Here is a 21,088-nt window from a genome sequence, read left to right on the forward strand (position 1 = left end):
CAGATCAGGGGTTACTGCTGCCAGCTCATGTCCATGATGAACATGGATTCGTTGGCCGTCGGTTCCCAGTTGAGTTTCGCATTCGCGCCATAGACCGCAAACGCCTGGTAGAGGCCGAGGCCGGGCACGTCTTCGCGCAGGATCTCATAGGCCTTCTTGTAGTCGGCCATGCGCTGGTCCTTGTCCAGCGTCGAGCGGGCGGAATCCACCAGCGCGTCGTAGTCCGGATTGGCGTATTTCGCCCACTGGCTGCCGCTGCGGAACAACGGGAAGATGATGCCGTCGGCGTCCTGGCAGGCGCACGACCAGGCGCCGAAGGCCAGCGAGCCGGCATTTTCCGGATTACCCTGGCGGCGCTTGAGGAAGGTGGCCTGGTCGCTGGCCGAAATCGAGACATCGAAGCCGACATCGTTGAGCATCTGCTGGATGGCCTCGACCAGGGCGCGGCTGTAGGAGGGCGAGGTCAGGAATTCGAGCTTGGCGCCCTCGGCGCCGGCTTCCTTGATCAGTTCGCGCGCCTTGTCGGGGTCGTAGTCATAGCCGGCAACCTCGTCGGTGTAGCCGAACACCGGCGGCGCGCCGATGATGTTGACCTGGGCGCCGTAGCCCTGCAGCAGCGCCTCGATGAGGGCGCTGCGGTCGATGGCATAGGCGATGGCCTGGCGCACGCGGACGTCGGTCGTCGGACCGGCCTGGGCATTGATGTACATGTATCCGACTCGTTCGGTGGCAACCGAGAGCACCTTGGTGTTCTCGGTCTCCTTGATGCTGTCGGTCTGGTCAGGCGAGAGGTCGCGGATCAGGTCGGCCTTGCCGGTCTTCAGGTCGGCAATGCGGGTGGAGACATCCGGCACGGCGCGGAAGACGACGGTCTCGAACGGCGGCTTGGCGCGCCAGTAGCCGTCATTGGCCTTGAGCTCGGTCTGCACGCCCTTCTGCCATTCGCCCAGCGCATAGGGGCCACTGCCGATCGGCTTGACGTTGAATTCCTGGGCTCCGACCTTTTCCATGTAGGCCTTGGGAACGATCGACAGCTTGACGAGCTGCGCCAGCAGCGCCGGGTAGGGAGACTTGGTGGTCATCTTGACGGTCGTGGCGTCGGTCGCCACCGCGGTGTCGATCTGGTTGAACTGCGACAGCTGCGGGCTTTTCAGCGCCGGGTCGATGATGCGCAGGATCGAGTAGGCGACGTCCTCGGCGGTGAGCTTGGTGCCATCCTGGAAGCTCACGTCGTCGCGGATCTTGAACTCGATGGTGGTGTCGTCGAGATAGGTCCACTCGGTGGCGATCTGGCCGACGATCTCGCCGGAGACGTCGCGCGTCAGCAGATTGTCGAAGATGTTGCGGTAGACCGAGTAGCTGTCGGTGTTCCACTGCAGATGCGGATCGAGTGTTGCCGGCTCGTTGGGCAGGTCGATGGTCAGCGTGGTCTTGGCCGACTGCGCCAGGGCGGTGGAGGCCAGCAGCGCGAAGGCCAGTGCGGTGAGCGTGGTTCTTACAGCGGTCATGTTCGTTCCCTCATTCTCTTGATTTTACGATTGAAAGTCAGGGGTCTGCGGTGTCGTGAGTCCGGCTTCCGCCGCACAGTAGGCTGCCAGTTCGGCATGCGTCGTGAACCAGACATCCTGTTTCGACTGCGCCAGGCGAATAATCTCCTCCAGGATGAAGATCCGCGACCGGTGTCCGATGTGGTGCGGATGCATGGTCAGCTGGAACAGGCCGCCTTCCTCGTAAGCGAGCTCCAGTTCGCGCCGGAATATGTCGAGCAGCATGGTCGGCGCGCCATAGGGGCGGGCGCCGGTCATGCGGTCCATGTTGACATAGGGTGCGTCGTCGCGGATCCATTCGACCGGAATTTCCACGATGCCCGTCGGCTGGTCGTCCTCGAGCAGTTCGTAGGGCTCGTCGTCGGCCATCAGCGATGAATCATAGATCAGGCCCATCTCGCGCGCGATCTTCAGCGTGCTGGGGCTGAAATCCCAGGATGCGGTGCGCATGCCGACGGGACGGATGCCGGACACACGTTCCAACGCATCGGCCGCTCGCAGCGCCAGGTCGCGCTCTGTACCCTCGTCGAGCGTCGAATTGAACTCGTGAATCCAGCTGTGGATGGCGAGCTCGTGGCCGGCGCCGACAACGGTCCTGACCTCTTCGGGGTGGATCATCGCGGCCACCGCCGGCATGAACACCGATGCGGGCACCGCGTATCGGTCGAGCAGGGACAGGATGCGCGGCATTCCGGCGCGCGCGCCGTATTCGCCCTGGCTCATGCGGCCGATGGACCGCGCGCCGTTGCGCAGTTCTATGGTTTCGTGGTCGGCGTCAAACGAAAGGGCCACTGCCATGCGGGCCCCGTTCTTCCAGATCCCGGGCTTGAGCGACCGGCCGGCGCGCACCTTGCCGATGCTTTTGCGCCAGGCCTTTTCGGGCCAGAGCCACGGTTTGTCGGGAGACGCATCTGTCATCGGGGCCGGTGCTCGCAATTCGCTATGGGCAAAGGAGAGACCCGCAATGGAACGGGAAACCGCTTCACGTCTGGCTACAATCTAGGCAGGATGGTATGAGCATAAATACCGGGCAACAATGGGGAGTTTGTTCACGTATATGAACCACGAGGTCAAGAGCGCCGGCCGAATCCTGGATATCCTTGAATACATGACGACGCTGCGCGACGGGGTCTCGCTGTCGCAGGTGATGCGCGATCTGGGATTTCCCAAGAGCAGCACCCATGGCCTGCTCCAGACGCTGATGGCGCGCGGGCACGTGGTCCAGAACAGTGCCGGCAAATACATTCTCGTGGAAGCAAGCCGCCGCGGGTTTCCGTTCCGGCGCAACGAGGAGCCGCTGGTGGTGCTGGCGATGCCGTTCATGCAGCAACTGCGCGACCGATGCGGCGAGACCGTGCTGCTGGCCACCATGAACGCCAATTGCGACATCCGACGGCTGGCCAAGTGCGTGAGCCACCATCCAGTGCGCTACGATGTCAACATGGACTCGGCCATCGTGCCCTACTGCACGGCCATCGGGCGCGTCCTGCTTGCCCACGGCGCGGAGGAAGCGGTCGAGGCATATCTGGCCCGCACCACCTTCCTGTCCTACACGCGGTTCACCGTGACCAACCGTGATCAGATCCGCAGGCTGCTCATAAAGGTCCGCCGCGACGGCTACGCCGTCAACGACCAAGAGTTCGTCACAGGCTCAACCGGCCTCGCCGCACCGCTTTTCGACGCCGGCGGGGAGGCGGTCGCTGCGGTCAATCTGGGCACGCTCACCAGTCGTTACCTTGCCCGCCGCGAGGAACTGTTGCTGATGCTTCGCGACACCGCCGACCAGATCAGCCAGTCGCTCGGCAGTCTGTCGGAGGATCCGCGGCGCGATCCTGTGGCAGGCCGAGAGCAGGAGCCCCGCCGGGAACCCGATCGGCGCTGATGTTCCGATCGGACACCCGAGCCACTGCATATCGACGGACGCGCGCAGCGGTCTCGGTCCAGGACATGCATGCTGACACAGGGTGTGCAAAACGCCGTTCCGCGCGGCCGCAACGGTCGGGGTTGCACCCCCGCCGCGGCGCCGCACCGATCGATTTGCAATGTCGGGACTGCTGCGCTAATAAAACATGATAAATAGACACCAGTTTAATCTTTCGGGATCGTCTCCCGGGAGCCACGCTCCATGGCAGCTGCCGCAATGACATTCCAGCCGCGAATGAACAACGACATCAGGGGGTTTTCGGTGATCGGCGATCTTCATCGGCGAAGCTGGAACGGCATCGTCGCCGATGTCTGGAGCGTGGATTGCGCCCCGTCCGCCGGTGGTCGCTATATCTCGGCCGACCCGCGCCTTTTCGTCATGCTCGAGGCGCGCGGCGGCCGAAACTGCAACATCCGCATATCTCCCAAAGACATCGGCACGGTGCAGGACTACAGCCGGCAGGCGATTTCCTATGTTCCGGCCGAGATGGAGCTGTGGGCCGAGGCGCTCGACATCGAGTTCGCCCGCCATCTCGACGTTCATTTCAATGTCGATCATCTCGGCGCCCGCCTGCAGCAGGATCTCGATGCACGCCGGCTTTCCACGCCGCGGCTCATGTTTTCCGATCCGCGGCTTCTCGGCCTGGCGCATCTGATCGCCGCCGAATGCGCCAATCCGCAGCCGCTCCATGACCTCTATGGCGACGGACTGGCGGTGGCCCTGTTCATCGACCTGATGCAACTGGCGCCGCCGCCGCCGCGGCGCCGCGGCGGGCTTGCCGGCTGGCAGTTGCGCCGCGCCACCGGCCACATCGAGGAGCATTGCCTGCGCAACATCCGGCTCGGTGAGCTCGCCGCGCTCGCCGGCCTGTCGCCATCCCATTTCAGCCACGCCTTCAAGGCCTCGACCGGCATGGCCCCGCATCAATGGCAGATGCAGGCTCGTATCGAACGCGCCAAGACGATGCTGATGAAGGCGGATCTGCCGCTGACCGGGATCGCCGCCGAGACCGGATTTTCCGATCAGGCGCATTTCACCCGCGTCTTCCGCAAGACCGTCGGCACCACGCCGGCAAACTGGAAGAAGTCGCGCACCGACTGAAGCAAGGCGCTGTCTTGGCGGCGCTACCAAAAACGCCCGAAAGACGAAGAATCGCCAAGAATGTTCAATTTCCGGGGATCGCGACAAGCCGAAGCTATAAACTTGACATAGATACTCATCTTCTAAGTCAGACACACGGTTCGGGCCGCCTTGCGGCGGTTCGCACCCTTGGGCCGGGGAAGACAGATCAATGCAGCAAACCACCACACAACCGCGGATGAGGGCGATGCTGATGGCCGGCGTCGCAATCGCCACGCTTGCCTTGCCCATGTGGGCCGCGGCGCAGGACGCCGGCGTCACCCGGCTTGACCGCATTGCCGTCGAGGGTGGCGTGGCGGCGGAGCAGGACGGCGCCGGGCCGGTCGAGGGCTACGTCGCCAAGGCCACCGCCACCGGTTCCAAGGCGGCAACGCCGCTCAAGCTGGTGCCGCAATCGGTCTCCGTCGTCGGCGGCGAGGAACTCTCCGACCGCGGCGTGGTCAACAAGGTCGATGAGGCGCTGCGTTACACGCCCGGGGTCACGGCCGAGCCCTTCGGCACCGATCCGGACACGGACTGGTTCTACATCCGCGGCTTCGACGCCACCCAGACCGGCGTGTTCCTCGATGGTCTCAACCTTTTCAGCTACGGCTTCGGGGGCTTCCAGATCGATCCGCTGGCGCTCGAACGCATCGAGGTGCTGAAAGGCCCGGCTTCGGTTCTCTATGGCGGCGCCAATCCAGGCGGCATCGTCAACATGGTGCGCAAGCGGCCCTCCGGAGAGCCCTATTTCTACACCGAGATCGGCGTCAACAGCGATTTCAACGCGTTCACCGGATTCGATGCCTCAGGCAGGCTCAACGAGGAGGGCACGCTGACCTACCGGCTCACCGGCAAGGTCAGCGGCGGCGACAACTATAGCGATTTCTCCGAGGACCTGCGCGGCTTCGTCATGCCGCAGGTCACCTACTCGCCCGACGCCGCCACCAGCCTGACCGTCTACGGCTATTTCTCGGGACTCGACCAGGTTCACGTCGGCAACGGCTTCTTTCCCTATGAAGGCACTGTCGTCGACGCCAGTTTCGGCCGCATCGACCGGGACGCCTTCTACGGCGAGCCCGACATCGACAGCGGCAAGGTGACCCAGAAGATGGTCGGCTACGAGTTCGAGCATGAATTCGACAACGGCATCAAGTTCAGCCAGTCCGCCCGCTACGGCACGCTGCACAAGACCGAGTCCGGGCCTTACACCTACGGCTACACGGACGACACGCAAACGGAATTCAACCGCATCGGTTTCGATGCGACAAGCGACGTCGACAGCATTGCCGTCGACAACCGCGCCGAGACCGGGTTCGATCTCGGCGCCACCAGCCACACGCTTCTTGCCGGCATCGACTACAGGTACTACCGCCTCGACCATGTCCAGGCCTGCTGCGGCGCCACCCCGATCAGTGTCACTGACCCGGTCTATGGCGAGCCGCAGGGTGCCAATTTCGTCTATCTCGACCAGACGCTGACCCAGCAGCAGATCGGCGCCTATGTCCAGGACCAGATCCGCTTCGGCGGCGGCTGGCTGGCGACGCTGAACGGCCGCTATGACTATGTCGACACGGAATCAGACTCGCAACCGGGCCTTGGGGTCAGCTACACGTCCAACGATTCAGCCCTGAGCGGCCGCGCCGGCCTGGCCTATGAATTCGACAATGGCGTGACCCCCTATCTGAGCGCCGCCACCTTCTTCAATCCGATCATCGGCGTCAGCGCCACCACCGCCTTCGTCCCCGAGACCGGCCACCAGTTCGAGGCCGGGGTGAAATATGAGCCGTCGGGCTTCGACGGGATGGTCACGGCATCCGCGTTCCAGATCACCAAGCAGAATGTCGTCGTCACGGTCGCAGGGCCGCCTTCCAGCCAGGAGCAGCTCGGCGAGGTCCGTTCCACGGGGCTGGAACTGGAAGCCAAGGCCAATCTGACGAGCAACTGGAAGATCCTCGCTGCTGCCTCCTACACTGACATGGAAGTGACCCGGGACACCAACGCCAGCCTCATCGGCAAGTCGCCGGTGCTGATCCCCGGACTGCAGGCCTCGCTGTGGCTCGACTATTCGGTGACCCAGGGCAATCTCGAGGGGCTCAGCCTCGGCGCGGGCATCCGCCATCAGGGCGAATCCTGGGCCGACGTCGACAACACCGCCAAGGTGCCGTCGGCCACGCTGGTCGATGCCGCCATTCGCTTCGAAAAGAACGACTGGACCGCCGCGCTCAACGTCGCCAATGTCTTCGACACCGTCTACGTCAAGGGCTGCCAGGGACTGCTGACATGCGGCTATGGCGAAAGCCGCACCGTCACGCTGAAGCTGTCGAAGAAATGGTAACTTGACACCTGTAATCATCTTATAGTCAACCAGGGCAACGGGAGCGGCGCGAGCCGCTCCCCGCTTTTTGCAGCGGCAGACAATCGCGTGGCCATCGCGCAACAGTCGGAGGGCTGGTATGACGGGCTGTCTCGAAGCGGTCATCCGCACGTGACGCGCCCGACGACCGCGGCATCCGGATGGCCGGCGAGCGGGACGAGGCCGCCGCGATCCGGCAGAAGCGGCGCGAGGACCGCGGCTTCGGCGGCAAGAATCACGTGATTGCAACCTGCTGGCGCCGCTTGACCACCAACGAGCCGGGCCTGCACTGATCCCGGCTGCCGTTGCAGGCAAACCTGATGAAAGCTACCTGATGCGCGCGCTTGTCTCCCGATTCTTTGCCTATTATCGGCCGCACCGACGGCTGTTCCTTCTCGACTTCGGCTCGGCGGTCACGTCGGGCCTGCTGGAGCTCGGCTTTCCCATCGCGGTCAAGCTGTTCATCGACGTGCTGCTGCCGACCGGCCAGTGGGGCGTGGTGGCCATGGCGTCGGCCGGGCTGATGCTGATCTATCTGGTCAATGGCGGGCTGATGGCGGTGGTCACCTATTGGGGCCACATGCTCGGCATCAACATCGAGACCGAGATGCGCCGCAAGGCCTTCGATCACCTGCAGAAGCTGTCCTTCGGCTACTTCGACAACCAGAAGACCGGCCACCTGGTCGGCCGGCTGACCAAGGACCTCGAGGAGATCGGCGAAGTCGCCCACCATGGGCCGGAAGATCTGTTCATCGCCATCATGACCCTGATCGGTGCGCTCCTGCTGATGCTGTCGGTCAACACCGAACTGGCGCTGATCACCGTGCTGGTGCTGCCGCTGACGGCGTGGCTGACCACCCGCTATGGCGGCCGCATGACCCGCAACTGGCACGCCCTTTACGGCCGGGTCGGCGATTTCAACGCGCGCATAGAGGAAAATGTCGGCGGCATCCGCGTCGTCCAGGCCTTCGGAAACGAGGATCACGAGCGCGGGCTGTTCGACCTGGACAACCAGCGCTACCGCTCCACCAAGCTCGACGCCTACCGCATCATGGCGGCCTCGACGACGCTGAGCTACCTCTCGATGCGCTTCGTGCAGATGGTGGTGCTGGTCGCCGGCAGCTATTTCGTCATGCAGGAGGAGCTCAGTGCCGGCGGCTTCGTCGGTTTCCTGCTGCTGGTCAATGTCTTCTTCCGGCCGGTCGACAAGATCAACTCGGTGATCGAGAGCTATCCCAAGGGCATCGCCGGCTTTCGCCGCTATGTCGAGTTCCTCGACACCCATCCCGACATCGCCGACGGCCCCGACGCCCGACCCTGCGGCGATCTCCGCGGCGCCATCCGCTACGACCATGTGCGCTTCGGCTACAGGGCGGGGCAGTCGATTCTCGAAGATCTCGACCTGTCGATCGAGCCGGGCGAGACGGTGGCCTTTGTCGGTCCCTCGGGCGCGGGCAAGACCACTCTCTGCGCCATGCTGCCGCGCTTCTATGATGTCACCGGCGGCTCGATCCGCATCGACGGCACCGACATCCGCGCCATGACGCTGAACTCCTTGCGCGGCCAGATCGGCATCGTCAGCCAGGACGTGTTCCTGTTTTCGGGCTCGGTGCGCGAGAACATCGCCTATGGCCGCATCGGTGCCTCGGAGGCCGAGATCGTCGAGGCGGCGCGGCGGGCGCGGCTGGAGGATGTCATTGCCGCGCTGCCCGACGGCATCGACACCATCGTCGGCGAGCGCGGCGCCAAGCTTTCGGGCGGACAGAAGCAGCGGCTGGCAATCGCCCGCATCTTTCTCAAGAACCCGCCGATCCTGATCCTTGATGAGGCCACCTCGGCGCTCGACACCGAGACCGAGAAGGCGATCCAGCTGTCGCTCGCGGAATTGTCGAAGGGGCGCACCACGCTGGTCATCGCCCACCGGCTCGCCACCATCGCCAAGGCCGACCGCATCATCGTGCTCAACAACGGCCGCATCGTCGAGGATGGCCGGCATGAGGAGCTGATGAGCCGGAACGGCGCCTACCGGCGGCTCAACCAGGTCTAGGATGAAGGACTGACTTCGTCTGGAGATGCTGTGGCGACGGCACTGCCGTCACGGACAGCTTTGTCCGGCGCAGGGAGCCGCCCCGCCTGCCGGGCCGCTGTCCGGAGCCGTCCTACCGCGTCCGGCGCAGGAGCGTCGCGACGACGAAGAACGCGCCGATGGAACTCGTCACCACGCCGACAGGCAGTTCCTGAGGCGGCAGCAGCGTGCGGGCCAGCAGATCGCTGCCGAGCAGCAGGGCTGCGCCGAGGAGTGCGCAGGCCACCGTCAGGCGGGCGTGCAGCGGTCCGGCGAAGGCGCGGGCCATGTGCGGAATCATCAGGCCGATAAAGCCGATCACGCCGGTGATGGAGACCAGCAGCGCGGTGGAGAAGCTGGCGACGAGGAAGGTCATGTTGCGAAGGCGTGCGACGGAGATGCCGAGGCTTTCGGCCGTCTGTTCACCGCCGAGCAGCGCATCGAGCCGGCGGTGACGCAGCAGGGCATAGCCGATGACGAATACCGCGCCGACAATGCCGATGGCGATGTTCTGCCAGGTGGCAAGGCCAAGCCCGCCCATCGTCCAGAACAGCACCGAATGGGCCGCCCTCTGGTCGCCGGAAAAGACCAGGTAATTGGTCAGCGCGGTGAACAGAAAGGAGACCGCAAGCCCCGCAAGCACGAGGCGCTCGGGCCCGTAGCCCTGCGCGCGGCGGATCAGGACCAGGACCACCGCGGTTGCGCACATGCCGCCGGCGAAGGCGGCAATCGGCAGTGTGAGCACTCCGAGGCGATCGCCGATGCGGGTGATGACGGCGACGGCTCCGGCCGCCGCGCCCGCCGAGAGGCCGAACAGGAAGGGATCGGCAAGGTCATTGCGCGTCACCGTCTGCAGCAGCAGGCCGATGACGCCGAGGCCCGCCCCGACGGCGATCGCCAGGATGGCGCGGGGCAGCCTGAGGTCCACGACGATCCGGTCGACGGGGGTGATCACCCCGTCCTCAATCCAGCCGACCGCCCGGGCGATGGATTGCACGACCTGCGAGAGGGGAATGACGGTCGGGCCATAGGCGACAGAGGCACAGGCCAGAACCGTCACGGCGGCAATGGCCGCCGTGACTCCGAGAGCAAAGCGGCGGTCCACGCTCAGAAGGCTTCCGGGTGCAGGGCCCTGGCGATCTTGCCGATGGCCGCGACATTGTCCGGACCGGGGGTCAGTTCCTCGTAGCGCAGCGCCACGAAGCGCTCGTTCTTGACCGCGTCGGTTTCCTTCATCGCCGGATGGGACTTGAGAAAGTTCAGGAGCTTCAGGTAGCCGGTGTCGTCCTGGTAATCGAGAAGCACCAGGAATTCCGGGTTGCGCGTCGCCACCGTCTCCCAGTCGGTCGTCCCCCAGCTCGTCTCCATGTCGGCCATGATGTTGTGGCCGCCGGCGGCTGCGATCATGGCGGTGGGAATGGCGAACTTGCCGGCGGTGAAGGGCTTGTCCTCACCCGAATCGAAGAGAAACACCCGGCTGCCCGTGTCCTTGCCCACTTTCTCCTCAATGCTTGCGAGTTCGGCCTTCCAGCCCTCGATCAGCTTTGCTGCTTCAGCTTCCCTGCCGAAGATCCTGCCGAGCTTGTCGATGTCGCCGAACAGCAGCTCCATGGAAGCGGCCGGCCGGGCCTTGTCGAGATGCACGCAGCTTTCGGTCAGCACGAGTGTCTTGATGCCGTGGGGGGCGAGCGTGTCGGGAGTCACGTCGCCGCCGGGCTTCATGCCGTAGTACCAGCCGGCGAAGAAGAAATCGGGATTGGCCGCCAGCAGGTTCTCCATGGTCGGGTATTTCGGCGCAAGTTCCGGGATGGAGCCCTGCAGACGCTTGAATTCGTCATCCAGCTTGTACCAGCCGCTGATGCCGGTGACGCCGACCATCGACGGCTGCAGCCCGAGCGCGAACGCCATTTTCGACATGTTGATGTCCTGGACCACCGCTCTCGTCGGAGCGCTGTCGAAGGTCAGCGGCGTGCCGCAATTGTCGACCGTCACCGGGAAAGCAAGGGCGGAGGTGGCTCCGAGCGAAAGGAACAAGGCAAGGATCCTGGTCTTCATGGGTGATTGGCTCCGATGTCAGTGGTGAGTGGAATGTCAAAAACGGTGATCTCGCGGTCCTCGTGGGGATGGGGAAGCCGCAGCAGGTCGATGCCGAAGACGGATCGGACGGTGGCGCGCGAGAGAGCTTCGGGTGCCGGCCCGTAGGCGACGAGGCCGCCATGCTGCAGCACCGCGACCTGGGTGGCGAAACGCGGCACGAGGTGCAGGTCATGCAGCACCGCAATCACCGTCAGGTCCAGTTCGGCCACCAGTTCCAGGAGCGTGCCTCGGGCGCGCGGATCGAGGTGATTGGTCGGCTCGTCGAGAAACAGGATGCGGGGCTCCTGGGCGAGCGCCCGGGCGATCTGGGCGCGCTGGCGCTCGCCGCCCGACAGCGACCCCATCTCGCGGTTTGCCAGGGCGACAAGCCCGGTGCGCTCCAGCGCTTCCGAAACGAGTGCGGCATGGGCGCTGCGGGAGAGTCGGCCGGCATGCGGGATGCGGCCCAGTTCGACATAATCGCGCACCTCGATGCGGCGATCAGGCTGGTCGGACTGGCCGACAACGGCGACGATGCGCGCCCGCTCGGAGGGAGGCATGGCGGCGATCGGCCGGCCCAGCAGGCTGACCGAGCCGGCGCCGGGCAGGGCCATGCCGCTCAGGAGCCGCAGCAGGGTCGTCTTGCCTGCGCCGTTCGGCCCGATGATCGCCAGCCGGTCGCCGACGGAAATGTCGAGCGAAATGTCCTGGAGGATCGGCTCGCCGGCCGCGGTGGAAAACCCCAGGGCACTTGCGGACAGAAGGGGGACGGTCATTGGCCGAGCCCGGCGATGAAGGGAATCCGCGCCAGGGTCTTGCCGCGAAGTCCCGCGGGCCTTTCGCTTTCCCGGCACCAGCCGTCATCCAGCCCGCGGTACAGTTCGGCGAACGACAGCAATGCCGGGACATCCTCGATCGGATCGATGTCGCCGAACAGGAAGGAGGCCTTGCCCGGCGCGGTGAAGGCGACGGCAAGCGGCCGCTCGCATCCGGCGAAGCAGGCGACGCTCTCGACGCGGAATCCCTTGCCGGCGCCGGGTGACGCAAGGCGGGCGGCGAGTTCGGCGCCCGGACGGGTGCCTGATCCGCAGCGGCTGCAGATCGCGATGGCAAAACTTGATTCGGTCATGTCACCCCTCGGCAGGCGGAGCTGGAGAAGGATGAGAGCTGGCGCAGGGGACAGGCCGCGGGAACGCTTCTCAACGCTTCCCGAAACACCCCGTCCGGTTGCTGCATCTGGTGACGGCAGGTCTCCTGGCTCGCGGGTCGAAGGTGCTGCCGGCCTTCCCGGTCTTTCGACCAGTGGCATGGATGGCAGAACCTCACCGCTTACAGTTGCGGGGGCAGCCACGGTTTCGGCCCCATTCGGGTCGTCCTCACCGTGTTCCCTATTAATCCCTCCGGCTTGGCCTCGGGAACCGTCACCCGCAATTAGGAGGCGTGCGGCTCGTCTGTCAAGCAGCGACGCGCCCGGTCCGACATTTCGGTTCATTCCATCCCCTGTTGCAAAGGCCCGGGTCATGCCGCCTTGCGGTCCCAGCTTGCGAAGGGATCTGGCAGATCGCGCCAGAGTTCGGGGGTGAAGACTGGACTGTCGATCAGGCAGGCGTCGAGATCGGCGCGGATCCTGACCTCGTCCATCGGATCGGCACCGATGAAGACGATCTCCTGGCGGCGGTCGCCCCAGACGGGATCAAGATACGGTCGCATCATGTCGAGAAATCCCTGGTCCTGCGGCCATTGTGCGGGCGGCATGGAAGCCCACCAGAGTCCGGTCTTGCCGGTTCTCACCAACGCGCCCGCCTGACTGATCTCGCCCACATGATGCGGCCGCGTCGCCAGCCAGAAAAAGCCCTTGGCCCGAATCACGCCAGGCCAGGAGCTGTCGACGAAGGCCTGAAAGCGCATCGGGTCAAACGGCTTCCTGGCGCGATAGACGAAGGAGCGAATGCCGTAGTCCTCGGTTTCCGGGACGTGGTCCCTGAAGCCGTGCAGTTCCTTGAACCAGAGCGGATGCGTCTCGGCCCTTGCGAAATCGAATCGGCCGGTGCCCAGAACCTCCTTCAAGTCGACCTTGCCGAAGTCGGTCTCGATGAGCCTTGCGTCCGGGTTGAGACCGAAGATGATCTTGCGGGCGGCATCGCGCTCACCGGGCGTGGCGGTGCCCACCTTGTTGAGGACGACGACGTCGGCGAACTCGATCTGTTCGACGAGGAGATCGACAAGGGTGCGGGTGTCGCCGTCGCCCGCTGTTTCACCGCGGTCCGAGAGGAAATCGGCCGAGCTGTAATCCTTCAGGAGATTGGCGGCATCGACGACCGTGACCATCGTGTCGAGCCTGGACACGTCGGCCAGGCTGCGGCCGCTCTCGTCGCGGAAGTCGAAGGTTGCCGCCACGGGCAGCGGTTCGGCGATGCCGGTGGATTCGATGAGCAGGTAATCGAAGCGGTCCTGCTCGGCCAGGGCCCGGACTTCCTTCAGGAGATCGTCGCGCAGGGTGCAGCAGATGCAGCCATTGGTCATCTCGACGAGCTGCTCCTCTGTCCGCGACAGGTTGGCATCGCCGTCGCGCACCAGCGCGGCATCGATGTTGATCTCGCTCATGTCGTTGACGATGAGCGCCACCCGCAGGCCTTCGCGGTTGGCGAGAATGTGATTGAGCAGTGTCGTCTTGCCGGCGCCGAGGAAGCCGGAAAGGACGGTGACGGGGAGCTTCTTCATGCGCGTGGTCCTGTTCGTGAACAGTTGGGGTGTCGGGGTCAAGGCGACCATGGGCGGGGCGCGCGCGATAGGTCGTGCTCAATCGCAGTTGGCGCAGGCCCCCGGATGCCGATGAACTGCGCCACCGCCGGGGGGTGTTCGCCCTGCTCCGGAACCGCGGCGGCAATTCCGGAGCAGGATGTCATCGCGTCAGTGCACGGCGCCGGAGCCGCCGACGGCGACGATCGAGAAGGGCTGGCCTTCGACCGAAATGGTGCGTGTCTCCTCAAGGGTATCGGCGTCGATGATCCGGACCAGGGAATGGCGCGGATCGGTGATCGCGACCTGCCCGTCGGCGACGGCGAGGCGCGGGCGCGGATCGCGCCAGTGGCCATCCTTGCTGTAGGGTTCGGTGACCCTGGCGCTGCGCACGATGGCGCCCTTGATGACATCAAGGACATGCAGGTTGCCGTCTTCGGTCAGGATGTAGGCATTGCGGGGTGTTGCCGGATCGAGGAGAAAGTCGACGCGGCGGGTCGGAAGCTCGATCAGGCGGAAGGGCACGTCGGCATCCGCGTCGACAAGGACGACCCTGTCTTCGCCGTAGTTGCCGAGAAAGAACTGCATTGCCTTGCCGCCAAGAAGCGTGCCGGTGTCGCCCTTCGGGAATTCCGCGGGGTAGGCAAGCATCTCCAGTTCGGGTCCGTCGATGCCGCCCGGCCGCGCGACGAGGATCCCTTCCTTGCAGCCGAAAGCAACCAGACGCGCCGAAGTGGCCTCGCCGTGCAGGTCTGTGCAGGTCGATACCTCGCCTATCTGTCGGCCGGTTTCATCGACAACCCGAAGGCCGACACGGGGCGGCAGTTCGTCCGGCTTGGTCTCGATCGCCGTGTCGGGCACCGATACCAGGACATGACGACCCATCGTCACGGCCACGCCGTGATGGGGCATTGTGGTGTTGATCGTCTTCACGACGGCCCTGCCCTCGAGAAGCGACGCCTCGTCGATGAGGTCGGCCTTGCCGCCACGGTCATAGAAGAGAATGACATGGTCATCGTGCGGCACGACGTGAAAGGGACGCTTGCCTTCGAAGGTGAGCGGCAGCAGCCCGACGTCCGAGACGCCAAGGTCGCGATGGTCGCCATGATCCGAAAAGTCGATCCCGGTCCTGATGACATGGACGATGTCATGCTCGGACTGGGTGGCGAACACGGTGCGACCCGACGCGCTGGCGGTCAGGGCCGCATGGCCCTTGACATCGTAGCGCGCGAGTTCGGTGCCGTCGACAAAGTCGATGGCACGAACGAGCGGCTGCGCATGATCGGCGATGAAGAGGCGCCAGGCCTGCTTCGTGTCGCGATCGTTGTCAGCCATCGCGCCGGGAGCGAAAAGAAGCACCATGGCGGCGGCGGCCGCGGTGATGCGGTTGGGTGTCTGCGACGAAGTCATTGGAAATCCTTCTTGACGAACTGTCTGTCTTGTGGAGTTGGGCTGATCACTCGGCCGCCTGCCGAATGGCGCGGCATTTCAGAAAGCCGTCACTGATGATGTCCCTGGGCAGATCGCGTCCGATGAAGACCATGCGCGTGACGCGGTCCTCACCCTCTTTCCATGGTCGCTGGTGGTCGCCTTCCAGCAGCATGTGCACGGCCTGGACTACGAACCGGTCGTCGTCGTCGGAAAAGGCGATGATCCCCTTCATCCGCAGCATGTCCATGCCGAACGCCTGGACCGTCATTTGCAACCAGTCGAGGAACTTGCCGGGGTCCATGGGCCCGCGTTCGACCAGCGAAAAGCTGGTGACGTGGTCATCATGCTCGTGATCGTGTTCCTCCTCGAGAAAGCCGGGCTCAACCTCTAGGATGCGGTCGAGATCGAATGCCTTGCGGTCCAGCAGGCTGGCGATGTCGATGTCGCAACGCTGGGATCTCAGGATGCTGGCGGTGGGATTGATCCGCCGGATGCGCTGCTCCACCGCGGCGATCTCCTCGCCACTGACCAGATCGATCTTGTTGAGGATGATCGTGTCCGCAAAGGCAAGCTGCTCCTGCGCTTCATGCGCCCTGTCGATTTCGCCGAGAAGATGCATGGCGTCGACCACGGTGATGATCGAATCCAGCCGGGTTTTCGACCTGACGTCCGCGTCAACGAAAAAGGTCTGGGCCACGGGCGCCGGGTCGGCAAGCCCGGTGGTCTCGATCAGGATGCCGTCGAAGCGATGGGGGCGGCGCATCAGCCCCTCGATGATGCGGATCAGATCGCCGCGCACCGTGCAGCAGATGCAGCCGTTGTTCATTTCGAACACGTCCTCGTCGGATTCGACGATCAGGTCGTTGTCGATGCCGACTTCGCCGAATTCGTTGACGATGACGGCATATCTCCTGCCGTGCGGCTCGGTCAGGATGCGGTTGAGGAGCGTTGTCTTGCCTGCGCCTAGGTAGCCTGTCAGCACCGTCACGGGTGTCGGATTGCTTTGTTTGGACATGATGGGTTCCTCCATTGGCGAGCCCGCCGGGTTGGGATTGATTATGTTATTACGTAACATTTCGTTTGACGAACGTAATAACATTACATATGCAGTCCCTGTCAATCCCCGAGGACGCAATGAACGACACCTGTCTCGAATTCAGAAATCTGACGCTCGGCTACGACGGCCACGCCGCGGTCCATCACCTCAACGGGGCGGTGGAGCGCGGTTCTCTGACCGCGGTTCTGGGCGCGAACGGGTCGGGAAAGTCGACCTTGATGAAAGGGATCGCCGGCATTCTCAAACCGCTCGGCGGCGGCTGCGTTTCCTCGGCCAGGCGGCTTGCCTATCTCCCGCAGCTGTCCGAACTCGATCGCAGCTTTCCGGCCCGCGTGGTCGATCTGGTGTCGCTGGGCTTCTGGCAGCAAAGGGGGCTGTTCGGCCGCGTCACCCGGGACGACAAGGGCAGGCTTTCCGGCTGTCTCGATGCCGTGGGGCTTTCGGGTTTTGAAGCGCGGCCGCTTGACAGTCTCTCCGGCGGGCAGATGCAGCGGGCGCTGTTCGCCCGCACCATGCTGCAGGACGCGGATCTGATCCTGCTCGATGAGCCCTTCAATGCGGTGGACGATGAGACCATGCGCGATCTCCTGGCCGTGGTCGCGCAATGGGCCGGGGAAGGCCGCACGGTCTTCTGCGTGCTGCATGACCATGCGCTGGCGCGCGCGCATTTCCCGCAGGCGCTGCTGATGGCCCGAAAGCAGGTGGCCTGGGGTCGCACGGAAGAGGTGATGACGTCGGACAATCTTTCGCGTGCGCGCAGCTTTCAGGAGGCCTGGGACGACACGGCGGGCTGGTGCGAAGAGCCGCGGGGCTTGCAGCGCCACCTGCATGGCGATGGCGCGGGTCCGGATGCTTCAGTCCGGAAAGCAGCCGCCCATGGTTGAGTGGCTGGTCTCCCCCTTCCTTGAATATGGCTTCATGCAGCGGGCGCTGTTCGGATCCGTCGTCCTGTCGGTGAGCTGCGCGCCGGTGGGCGTGTTCCTGATGCTGCGTCGCATGAGCCTGACCGGCGATGCGATGTCGCATGCCATCCTTCCCGGGGCGGCGCTCGGCTTTCTGCTGTTCGGTCTCGAGATCCTGCCGATGACAATCGGCGGACTGGTCGTCGGACTGCTCGTGGCACTCGGGTCCGGCTTGGTGTCGCGCTTTACCGTGCAGAAGGAGGATGCCTCCATGGCCGCCTTCTATCTCATCTCGCTTGCCGTCGGCGTGCTGCTGGTCTCCTGGCGCGGCTCAAGCGTCGACCTGATGCATGTCCTGTTCGGCTCGGTGCTCGCCCTCAACAACGAAGCCCTGGGCGTCATTCTCGGCATCGCCGTCGCGACCTTCATCGCCCTGGGCCTGTTCTGGCGCGCGCTGGTGGCGGAATGCCTCGATCCGCTGTTTTTGCGCTCCGTCAGCCGCATCGGCGGACCGGCGCACTTCCTGTTCCTGGTGCTCGTCGTCCTCAACCTGGTCGGCGGCTTCCAGGCGCTGGGCACGCTGCTTTCGGTCGGGCTGATGATGCTGCCGGCCGCTGCCTCCCGCTTCTGGTCCAACGATGTCCGGGCGCTGTGCCTGATCGCCATTGCGATCGCCGTCGCCTCGTCGCTGAGCGGCCTGCTGCTGTCCTATCACGCCTCCATGCCGTCCGGCCCGGCGATCATCATGGTCGCCGGCGTCGCCTACATGTTTTCCGCTCTGTTCGGCCGAAGGGGCGTGCTGGCCAGTGCGCTTCCCTCGCGCCGTCACAAGGCCGCCTGATCACCAAAGGAGATTCCCATGTTCAGGACACTACGTTTCGCAACCTGTGCAAGTCTTGTCGCCCTCGCCGCCTCCGCTTCCAGCGTGTCCGCGGCGGAACTCAAGGTCGTCGCAAGCTTTTCCATCATCGCCGATCTCGCCAGCAATGTGGGAGGGGACCGCGTGGAGATCTCCACCCTCGTGCCCGTCGACGGCGACGCCCATGTCTATGACCCGCGGCCGGCCGATGCGGCCGCGCTCGAAGCGGCCCAGGTCGTTCTCGTCAACGGCCTCGAGTTCGAAGGCTTCATGTCGCGCCTGATCGAGACCAGCGGCACCAAGGCTGCGATCGTCGAAGTCAGCAAGGGCGTCGAGCCTCTGAAGACAGCCGAGGAGGAGCATGGGCACCAGAGTGAGGCCCACAAGGAGGCCGCGCATGATGAAGACGCGGGGGAAAAGGCCGAGGCCGGCGACGACCACGGTCATGAAGGCCACCATCACGGCGAATTCGATCCGCATGCCTGGCAGTCGATTGAGAACGCGGAGATCTATGTGAAGAACATCGCCGCCGCATTCTGCGATGCGGAACCGGCGGGCTGCGCAACCTACACGGCCAACTCAGAGGCCTATCTGGCCAAGCTCGATGAGCTGGAGAACGAGGTGAAGGCGGCTGTCGCCTCCATTCCGGAAGGCAGGCGCACCATCATCACCTCCCATGATGCCTTCGGCTATTTCGAGCATGCCTACGGACTGAAGTTCATCGCGCCGGAGGGCGTCTCGACGGAAGCGGAAGCCTCCGCGGCGGACGTGGCGAGACTGATCGATCAGGCGAAGGAGGACAAGGCCTCGGCCATTTTCGTCGAGAACATCACCAATCCGCGCCTTGCCGAGCAGATCGCCCGGGAAGCCGGCCTGACCGTCGGCGGCACGCTCTATTCCGACGCGCTCTCCGGCGAGGGCGGCCCGGCGGCCACCTATATCGACATGGTCCGCTACAATGTGACCACGATCACGAAAGCCGTTCTCGGCAGCTGATCCGGCGGCGCCCGCCCGACACCGTCCGGGCGGGACCGTTCCACGGCCCACCAAACGAGAGTGATTGCGACATGATCGGCAGATTGTTCAAGCGGCGAGCCCGGATGCCCGAGGCGCCGGAGCCAGAGATGGACGACGTCCACGGCTCCGTCCCGGTCACCCTCCTGACCGGCTTTCTCGGTTCGGGAAAGACGACGCTGCTCAACGCATTGCTCGCCGATCCGCGCATGGCGGGCACGGCGGTGATCGTCAACGAGTTCGGCACGGTCGCCATCGATCATGGCCTGGTCAGCACAGGCGCCGAGACAGTCCTCCGGACGACGACCGGCTGCATCTGCTGCACGGCGACCAGCGATATTCGGCAATCGCTCCATGATCTGCATGAGGCGGGCATCGATGCCGGGAAACCGGCCATTTCCCGCGTGGTGATCGAGACCACCGGTCTCGCCGATCCGGCGCCGGTCATCAACAGCCTCATTGCCGGCGGCGCGCCGGTCACAAGCCTGCGCGACCAGGTCGTGGCGCGCCATTTCCGCCTCGCCGGCGTCATCACCGCCTTCGATGTCATCAACGGTCGGGCCAGCCTCGACAGCTTCCTCGAAGGCTGGAAGCAGTTGGCCTTCGCCGATCATGTGGTGCTGACCAAGACCGACATGGCCGACGGCCCGCATGACTGGGCGGCGGAGCTTGCGCCGCTCAACCCGGCGGCCCGGTTTCACGACAGCCACAAGGCGGGATTCGACCTCCATGCCCTGGTGGGCGCCGGAAGCTATTCGACAGCCGGAAAGGCCGAGGACGTGCCGGGCTGGCTCGCCATGGAAGCACTGGTCCGTCATGGCGACCATGCCCACGACCCCAGCCGGCACGGCGACGGGATCGGGGCCTTCAGCCTCGCCCATGACGTGCCGCTCCGGCCGGAGGCTGCCGAGACTTTTCTCCGTATCGTCACCAGCACCATCGGATCAGGTCTTCTGCGACTGAAGGGCCTGTTCTGCCTTGCGGACGATCCGGAGCGGCCGCTGGCAGCCCACGCGGTGCAGAACCGGCTCTACCCGCTTCAGCGCCTTGACGCCTGGCCCGATGGCGACCGGCGCAGCCGCGTCGTCCTGATCGGACGGGACATGCCCGAAAAGCCGATCCGCGACCTCTTCGCGGTGCTTGTGCCGCGTCCGGCGAGACCGCCGCGGAGACCGGCATGATCGGCGCCTTCGTCAATCCGCTGGCGCGCGGTGCGCACGGCGTTGCGGGCAGGGCCCGCGCCATCAAGGACTGGACCCGTGCCGCGCTCGGCCTTGCCGAGGAGGCTGTGGTGTCGGTGAATGAACTTTCCTGCCATCTGCCGGGCTGTCCACCGAAGGAAACGGTCATCCTGGTGATGCACCAGGGCGAGACAAGGCAGGCGTCGATCCACAAGTCCATGCTCGAAGTCACGCAGGACGACATCGTCCCAGCCTTCCACGGTTGCACAGACGGAGCGAACTGAGACTTCCACACCCATTCATCAGACGGGAGATTGCAAGGCGTATCATGAAAGCGTTTTCCTCACACTGGCGCTCGGCGGTTCCATCCAGGCCAGCGCCGTCCACGCCGAGAGCCTCAATGTCGCGGGCCCGTGGGAAATCACCGGTGTCGACTCGGAGGCGCCCATGACAATGCCGCCTGTGAACACCGCAGGATCCTCTCCAGGACTGGCCTTGACCGGTCTTGACTGGCAGAAGTCCGGCCTTGACTGGCCGCGGGCTTCTGCTCTAACTGGCCGTGACGGTTCCCCTACCCAAGAAGTGGAGGGGAATAATAGGGAACACGGTGCGGATGACCCGAATGGGGCCAAAACCGTGGCTGCCCCCGCAACTGTAAGCGGATTGCCGTCCATCCTCGTGGCGCGAATGCGTCATGCCACTGCACCAGCTGGTGCGGGAAGGCAGATGGACAGCAGATATTCGTGAGCCAGGAGACCTGCCGTCACCCATCGATCCACAGTCACAGGCGGGGATGCCTGGAACAGGAGCATTGTATG

At 64.6% G+C, this 21,088-nt stretch carries 19 protein-coding genes and 2 riboswitches; of the genes, 10 read left to right on the forward strand and 9 right to left on the reverse strand.

What is annotated here, in order from left to right:
* Positions 1–11: 11 nt before the first annotated feature.
* Together DFR52_RS23150 and DFR52_RS23155 are read right to left on the reverse strand one after the other, a co-directional pair.
* On the reverse strand, positions 12–1,508 hold the full coding sequence (locus DFR52_RS23150) for an ABC transporter substrate-binding protein (protein WP_110034458.1): 1,497 nt from the start codon (positions 1,506–1,508) through the stop codon (positions 12–14).
* A gap of 24 nt (positions 1,509–1,532) precedes the next feature.
* Positions 1,533–2,465, reverse strand: coding sequence for a polysaccharide deacetylase family protein (locus DFR52_RS23155; protein WP_110034459.1), 933 nt, complete (start codon positions 2,463–2,465; stop codon positions 1,533–1,535).
* Positions 2,466–2,604: 139 nt separating this feature from the next.
* On the opposite strand from DFR52_RS23155, the gene DFR52_RS23160 reads away from it, so the two are divergent.
* From DFR52_RS23160 to DFR52_RS23175, 5 genes are all read left to right on the forward strand, one after another.
* The gene (locus tag DFR52_RS23160) at positions 2,605–3,429 is read left to right on the forward strand and encodes an IclR family transcriptional regulator (RefSeq protein ID WP_110034460.1); all 825 of its coding nucleotides are present in this window, start codon (positions 2,605–2,607) and stop codon (positions 3,427–3,429) included.
* A 258-nt stretch (positions 3,430–3,687) separates the two neighbouring features.
* Complete coding sequence (locus DFR52_RS23165; protein WP_110034461.1) at positions 3,688–4,572, forward strand: helix-turn-helix domain-containing protein; 885 nt, start codon at positions 3,688–3,690, stop codon at positions 4,570–4,572.
* A gap of 190 nt (positions 4,573–4,762) precedes the next feature.
* Positions 4,763–6,928, forward strand: a complete 2,166-nt coding sequence (locus DFR52_RS23170; RefSeq protein WP_110034462.1) for a TonB-dependent siderophore receptor — start codon at positions 4,763–4,765, stop codon at positions 6,926–6,928.
* Positions 6,929–7,107: 179 nt separating this feature from the next.
* Positions 7,108–7,239 carry a hypothetical protein gene (locus DFR52_RS25025; protein ID WP_280954203.1) on the forward strand — a complete coding sequence of 44 codons (132 nt, stop codon included), beginning with the start codon at positions 7,108–7,110 and terminating at the stop codon, positions 7,237–7,239.
* Positions 7,240–7,280: 41 nt separating this feature from the next.
* Positions 7,281–8,993, forward strand: coding sequence for an ABC transporter ATP-binding protein (locus DFR52_RS23175; protein ID WP_110034463.1), 1,713 nt, complete (start codon positions 7,281–7,283; stop codon positions 8,991–8,993).
* Positions 8,994–9,105: 112 nt separating this feature from the next.
* Here the strand turns inward: DFR52_RS23175 and DFR52_RS23180 are convergent, their stop codons facing one another.
* From DFR52_RS23180 to DFR52_RS23210, 7 genes are all read right to left on the reverse strand, one after another.
* Positions 9,106–10,116 (reverse strand): FecCD family ABC transporter permease, encoded by a 1,011-nt coding sequence (locus DFR52_RS23180; RefSeq protein ID WP_110034464.1) that lies wholly within the window; start codon positions 10,114–10,116, stop codon positions 9,106–9,108.
* 2 nt (positions 10,117–10,118) lie between these two features.
* On the reverse strand, positions 10,119–11,066 hold the full coding sequence (locus tag DFR52_RS23185) for an ABC transporter substrate-binding protein (protein ID WP_110034465.1): 948 nt from the start codon (positions 11,064–11,066) through the stop codon (positions 10,119–10,121).
* Positions 11,063–11,863 (reverse strand): ABC transporter ATP-binding protein, encoded by an 801-nt coding sequence (locus DFR52_RS23190; protein ID WP_110034466.1) that lies wholly within the window; start codon positions 11,861–11,863, stop codon positions 11,063–11,065. The genes DFR52_RS23185 and DFR52_RS23190 overlap by 4 nt, the downstream gene beginning before the upstream one ends.
* On the reverse strand, positions 11,860–12,216 hold the full coding sequence (locus DFR52_RS23195) for a DUF1636 family protein (protein ID WP_110034467.1): 357 nt from the start codon (positions 12,214–12,216) through the stop codon (positions 11,860–11,862). The genes DFR52_RS23190 and DFR52_RS23195 overlap by 4 nt, the downstream gene beginning before the upstream one ends.
* Before the next feature lie 98 nt (positions 12,217–12,314).
* Positions 12,315–12,525, reverse strand: a riboswitch (cobalamin riboswitch).
* An 80-nt stretch (positions 12,526–12,605) separates the two neighbouring features.
* Positions 12,606–13,808 carry a GTP-binding protein gene (locus DFR52_RS23200; protein WP_110034468.1) on the reverse strand — a complete coding sequence of 401 codons (1,203 nt, stop codon included), beginning with the start codon at positions 13,806–13,808 and terminating at the stop codon, positions 12,606–12,608.
* 189 nt (positions 13,809–13,997) lie between these two features.
* A complete protein-coding gene (gene aztD / locus DFR52_RS23205; RefSeq protein ID WP_110034469.1) occupies positions 13,998–15,236 on the reverse strand; it encodes a zinc metallochaperone AztD in 1,239 nt (412 codons plus the stop codon).
* Positions 15,237–15,282: 46 nt separating this feature from the next.
* Positions 15,283–16,272: a CobW family GTP-binding protein gene (locus DFR52_RS23210; protein WP_110034470.1), complete on the reverse strand. Its 990-nt coding sequence runs from the start codon at positions 16,270–16,272 to the stop codon at positions 15,283–15,285.
* A gap of 119 nt (positions 16,273–16,391) precedes the next feature.
* Between DFR52_RS23210 and aztA the strand changes: the two genes are divergently transcribed.
* The 5 genes from aztA to DFR52_RS23235 all read left to right on the forward strand — a co-directional run bounded on the left by aztA (position 16,392) and on the right by DFR52_RS23235 (position 20,554).
* The gene (gene aztA, locus DFR52_RS23215) at positions 16,392–17,198 is read left to right on the forward strand and encodes a zinc ABC transporter ATP-binding protein AztA (protein WP_110034471.1); all 807 of its coding nucleotides are present in this window, start codon (positions 16,392–16,394) and stop codon (positions 17,196–17,198) included.
* The gene (aztB, locus tag DFR52_RS23220; RefSeq protein ID WP_110034472.1) at positions 17,191–18,057 is read left to right on the forward strand and encodes a zinc ABC transporter permease AztB; all 867 of its coding nucleotides are present in this window, start codon (positions 17,191–17,193) and stop codon (positions 18,055–18,057) included. The genes aztA and aztB overlap by 8 nt, the downstream gene beginning before the upstream one ends.
* A gap of 18 nt (positions 18,058–18,075) precedes the next feature.
* Positions 18,076–19,071 (forward strand): zinc ABC transporter substrate-binding protein AztC, encoded by a 996-nt coding sequence (gene aztC / locus DFR52_RS23225; RefSeq protein ID WP_110034473.1) that lies wholly within the window; start codon positions 18,076–18,078, stop codon positions 19,069–19,071.
* A gap of 128 nt (positions 19,072–19,199) precedes the next feature.
* Positions 19,200–20,270, forward strand: coding sequence for a CobW family GTP-binding protein (locus DFR52_RS23230; protein ID WP_245415464.1), 1,071 nt, complete (start codon positions 19,200–19,202; stop codon positions 20,268–20,270).
* A complete protein-coding gene (locus tag DFR52_RS23235) occupies positions 20,267–20,554 on the forward strand; it encodes a hypothetical protein (RefSeq protein ID WP_110034474.1) in 288 nt (95 codons plus the stop codon). The genes DFR52_RS23230 and DFR52_RS23235 overlap by 4 nt, the downstream gene beginning before the upstream one ends.
* 262 nt (positions 20,555–20,816) lie before the next feature.
* A riboswitch (cobalamin riboswitch) is annotated at positions 20,817–21,049 on the forward strand.
* Positions 21,050–21,088: the final 39 nt, after the last annotated feature.

The sequence above is a fragment of the Hoeflea marina genome, assembly GCF_003182275.1.
GTDB classification, from domain to species: Bacteria; Pseudomonadota; Alphaproteobacteria; order Rhizobiales; family Rhizobiaceae; genus Hoeflea; species Hoeflea marina.

What these genes read in the sequence shown, in the direction of transcription:
- DFR52_RS23200 (WP_110034468.1), bottom strand. Translation starts at nt 13,808, where the DNA reads ATGAAGAAGCTCCCCGTCACCGTCCTTTCCGGCTTCCTCGGCGCCGGC.
- DFR52_RS23190 (WP_110034466.1), bottom strand. Translation starts at nt 11,863, where the DNA reads ATGACCGTCCCCCTTCTGTCCGCAAGTGCCCTGGGGTTTTCCACCGCG.
- DFR52_RS23185 (WP_110034465.1), bottom strand. Translation starts at nt 11,066, where the DNA reads ATGAAGACCAGGATCCTTGCCTTGTTCCTTTCGCTCGGAGCCACCTCC.
- DFR52_RS25025 (WP_280954203.1), top strand. Translation starts at nt 7,108, where the DNA reads ATGGCCGGCGAGCGGGACGAGGCCGCCGCGATCCGGCAGAAGCGGCGC.
- DFR52_RS23210 (WP_110034470.1), bottom strand. Translation starts at nt 16,272, where the DNA reads ATGTCCAAACAAAGCAATCCGACACCCGTGACGGTGCTGACAGGCTAC.
- DFR52_RS23230 (WP_245415464.1), top strand. Translation starts at nt 19,200, where the DNA reads ATGGACGACGTCCACGGCTCCGTCCCGGTCACCCTCCTGACCGGCTTT.
- DFR52_RS23150 (WP_110034458.1), bottom strand. Translation starts at nt 1,508, where the DNA reads ATGACCGCTGTAAGAACCACGCTCACCGCACTGGCCTTCGCGCTGCTG.
- DFR52_RS23235 (WP_110034474.1), top strand. Translation starts at nt 20,267, where the DNA reads ATGATCGGCGCCTTCGTCAATCCGCTGGCGCGCGGTGCGCACGGCGTT.
- DFR52_RS23155 (WP_110034459.1), bottom strand. Translation starts at nt 2,465, where the DNA reads ATGACAGATGCGTCTCCCGACAAACCGTGGCTCTGGCCCGAAAAGGCC.
- DFR52_RS23175 (WP_110034463.1), top strand. Translation starts at nt 7,281, where the DNA reads ATGCGCGCGCTTGTCTCCCGATTCTTTGCCTATTATCGGCCGCACCGA.
- DFR52_RS23170 (WP_110034462.1), top strand. Translation starts at nt 4,763, where the DNA reads ATGCAGCAAACCACCACACAACCGCGGATGAGGGCGATGCTGATGGCC.
- aztD (WP_110034469.1), bottom strand. Translation starts at nt 15,236, where the DNA reads ATGACTTCGTCGCAGACACCCAACCGCATCACCGCGGCCGCCGCCGCC.
- aztB (WP_110034472.1), top strand. Translation starts at nt 17,191, where the DNA reads ATGGTTGAGTGGCTGGTCTCCCCCTTCCTTGAATATGGCTTCATGCAG.
- DFR52_RS23195 (WP_110034467.1), bottom strand. Translation starts at nt 12,216, where the DNA reads ATGACCGAATCAAGTTTTGCCATCGCGATCTGCAGCCGCTGCGGATCA.
- DFR52_RS23165 (WP_110034461.1), top strand. Translation starts at nt 3,688, where the DNA reads ATGACATTCCAGCCGCGAATGAACAACGACATCAGGGGGTTTTCGGTG.
- aztC (WP_110034473.1), top strand. Translation starts at nt 18,076, where the DNA reads ATGTTCAGGACACTACGTTTCGCAACCTGTGCAAGTCTTGTCGCCCTC.
- aztA (WP_110034471.1), top strand. Translation starts at nt 16,392, where the DNA reads ATGAACGACACCTGTCTCGAATTCAGAAATCTGACGCTCGGCTACGAC.
- DFR52_RS23160 (WP_110034460.1), top strand. Translation starts at nt 2,605, where the DNA reads ATGAACCACGAGGTCAAGAGCGCCGGCCGAATCCTGGATATCCTTGAA.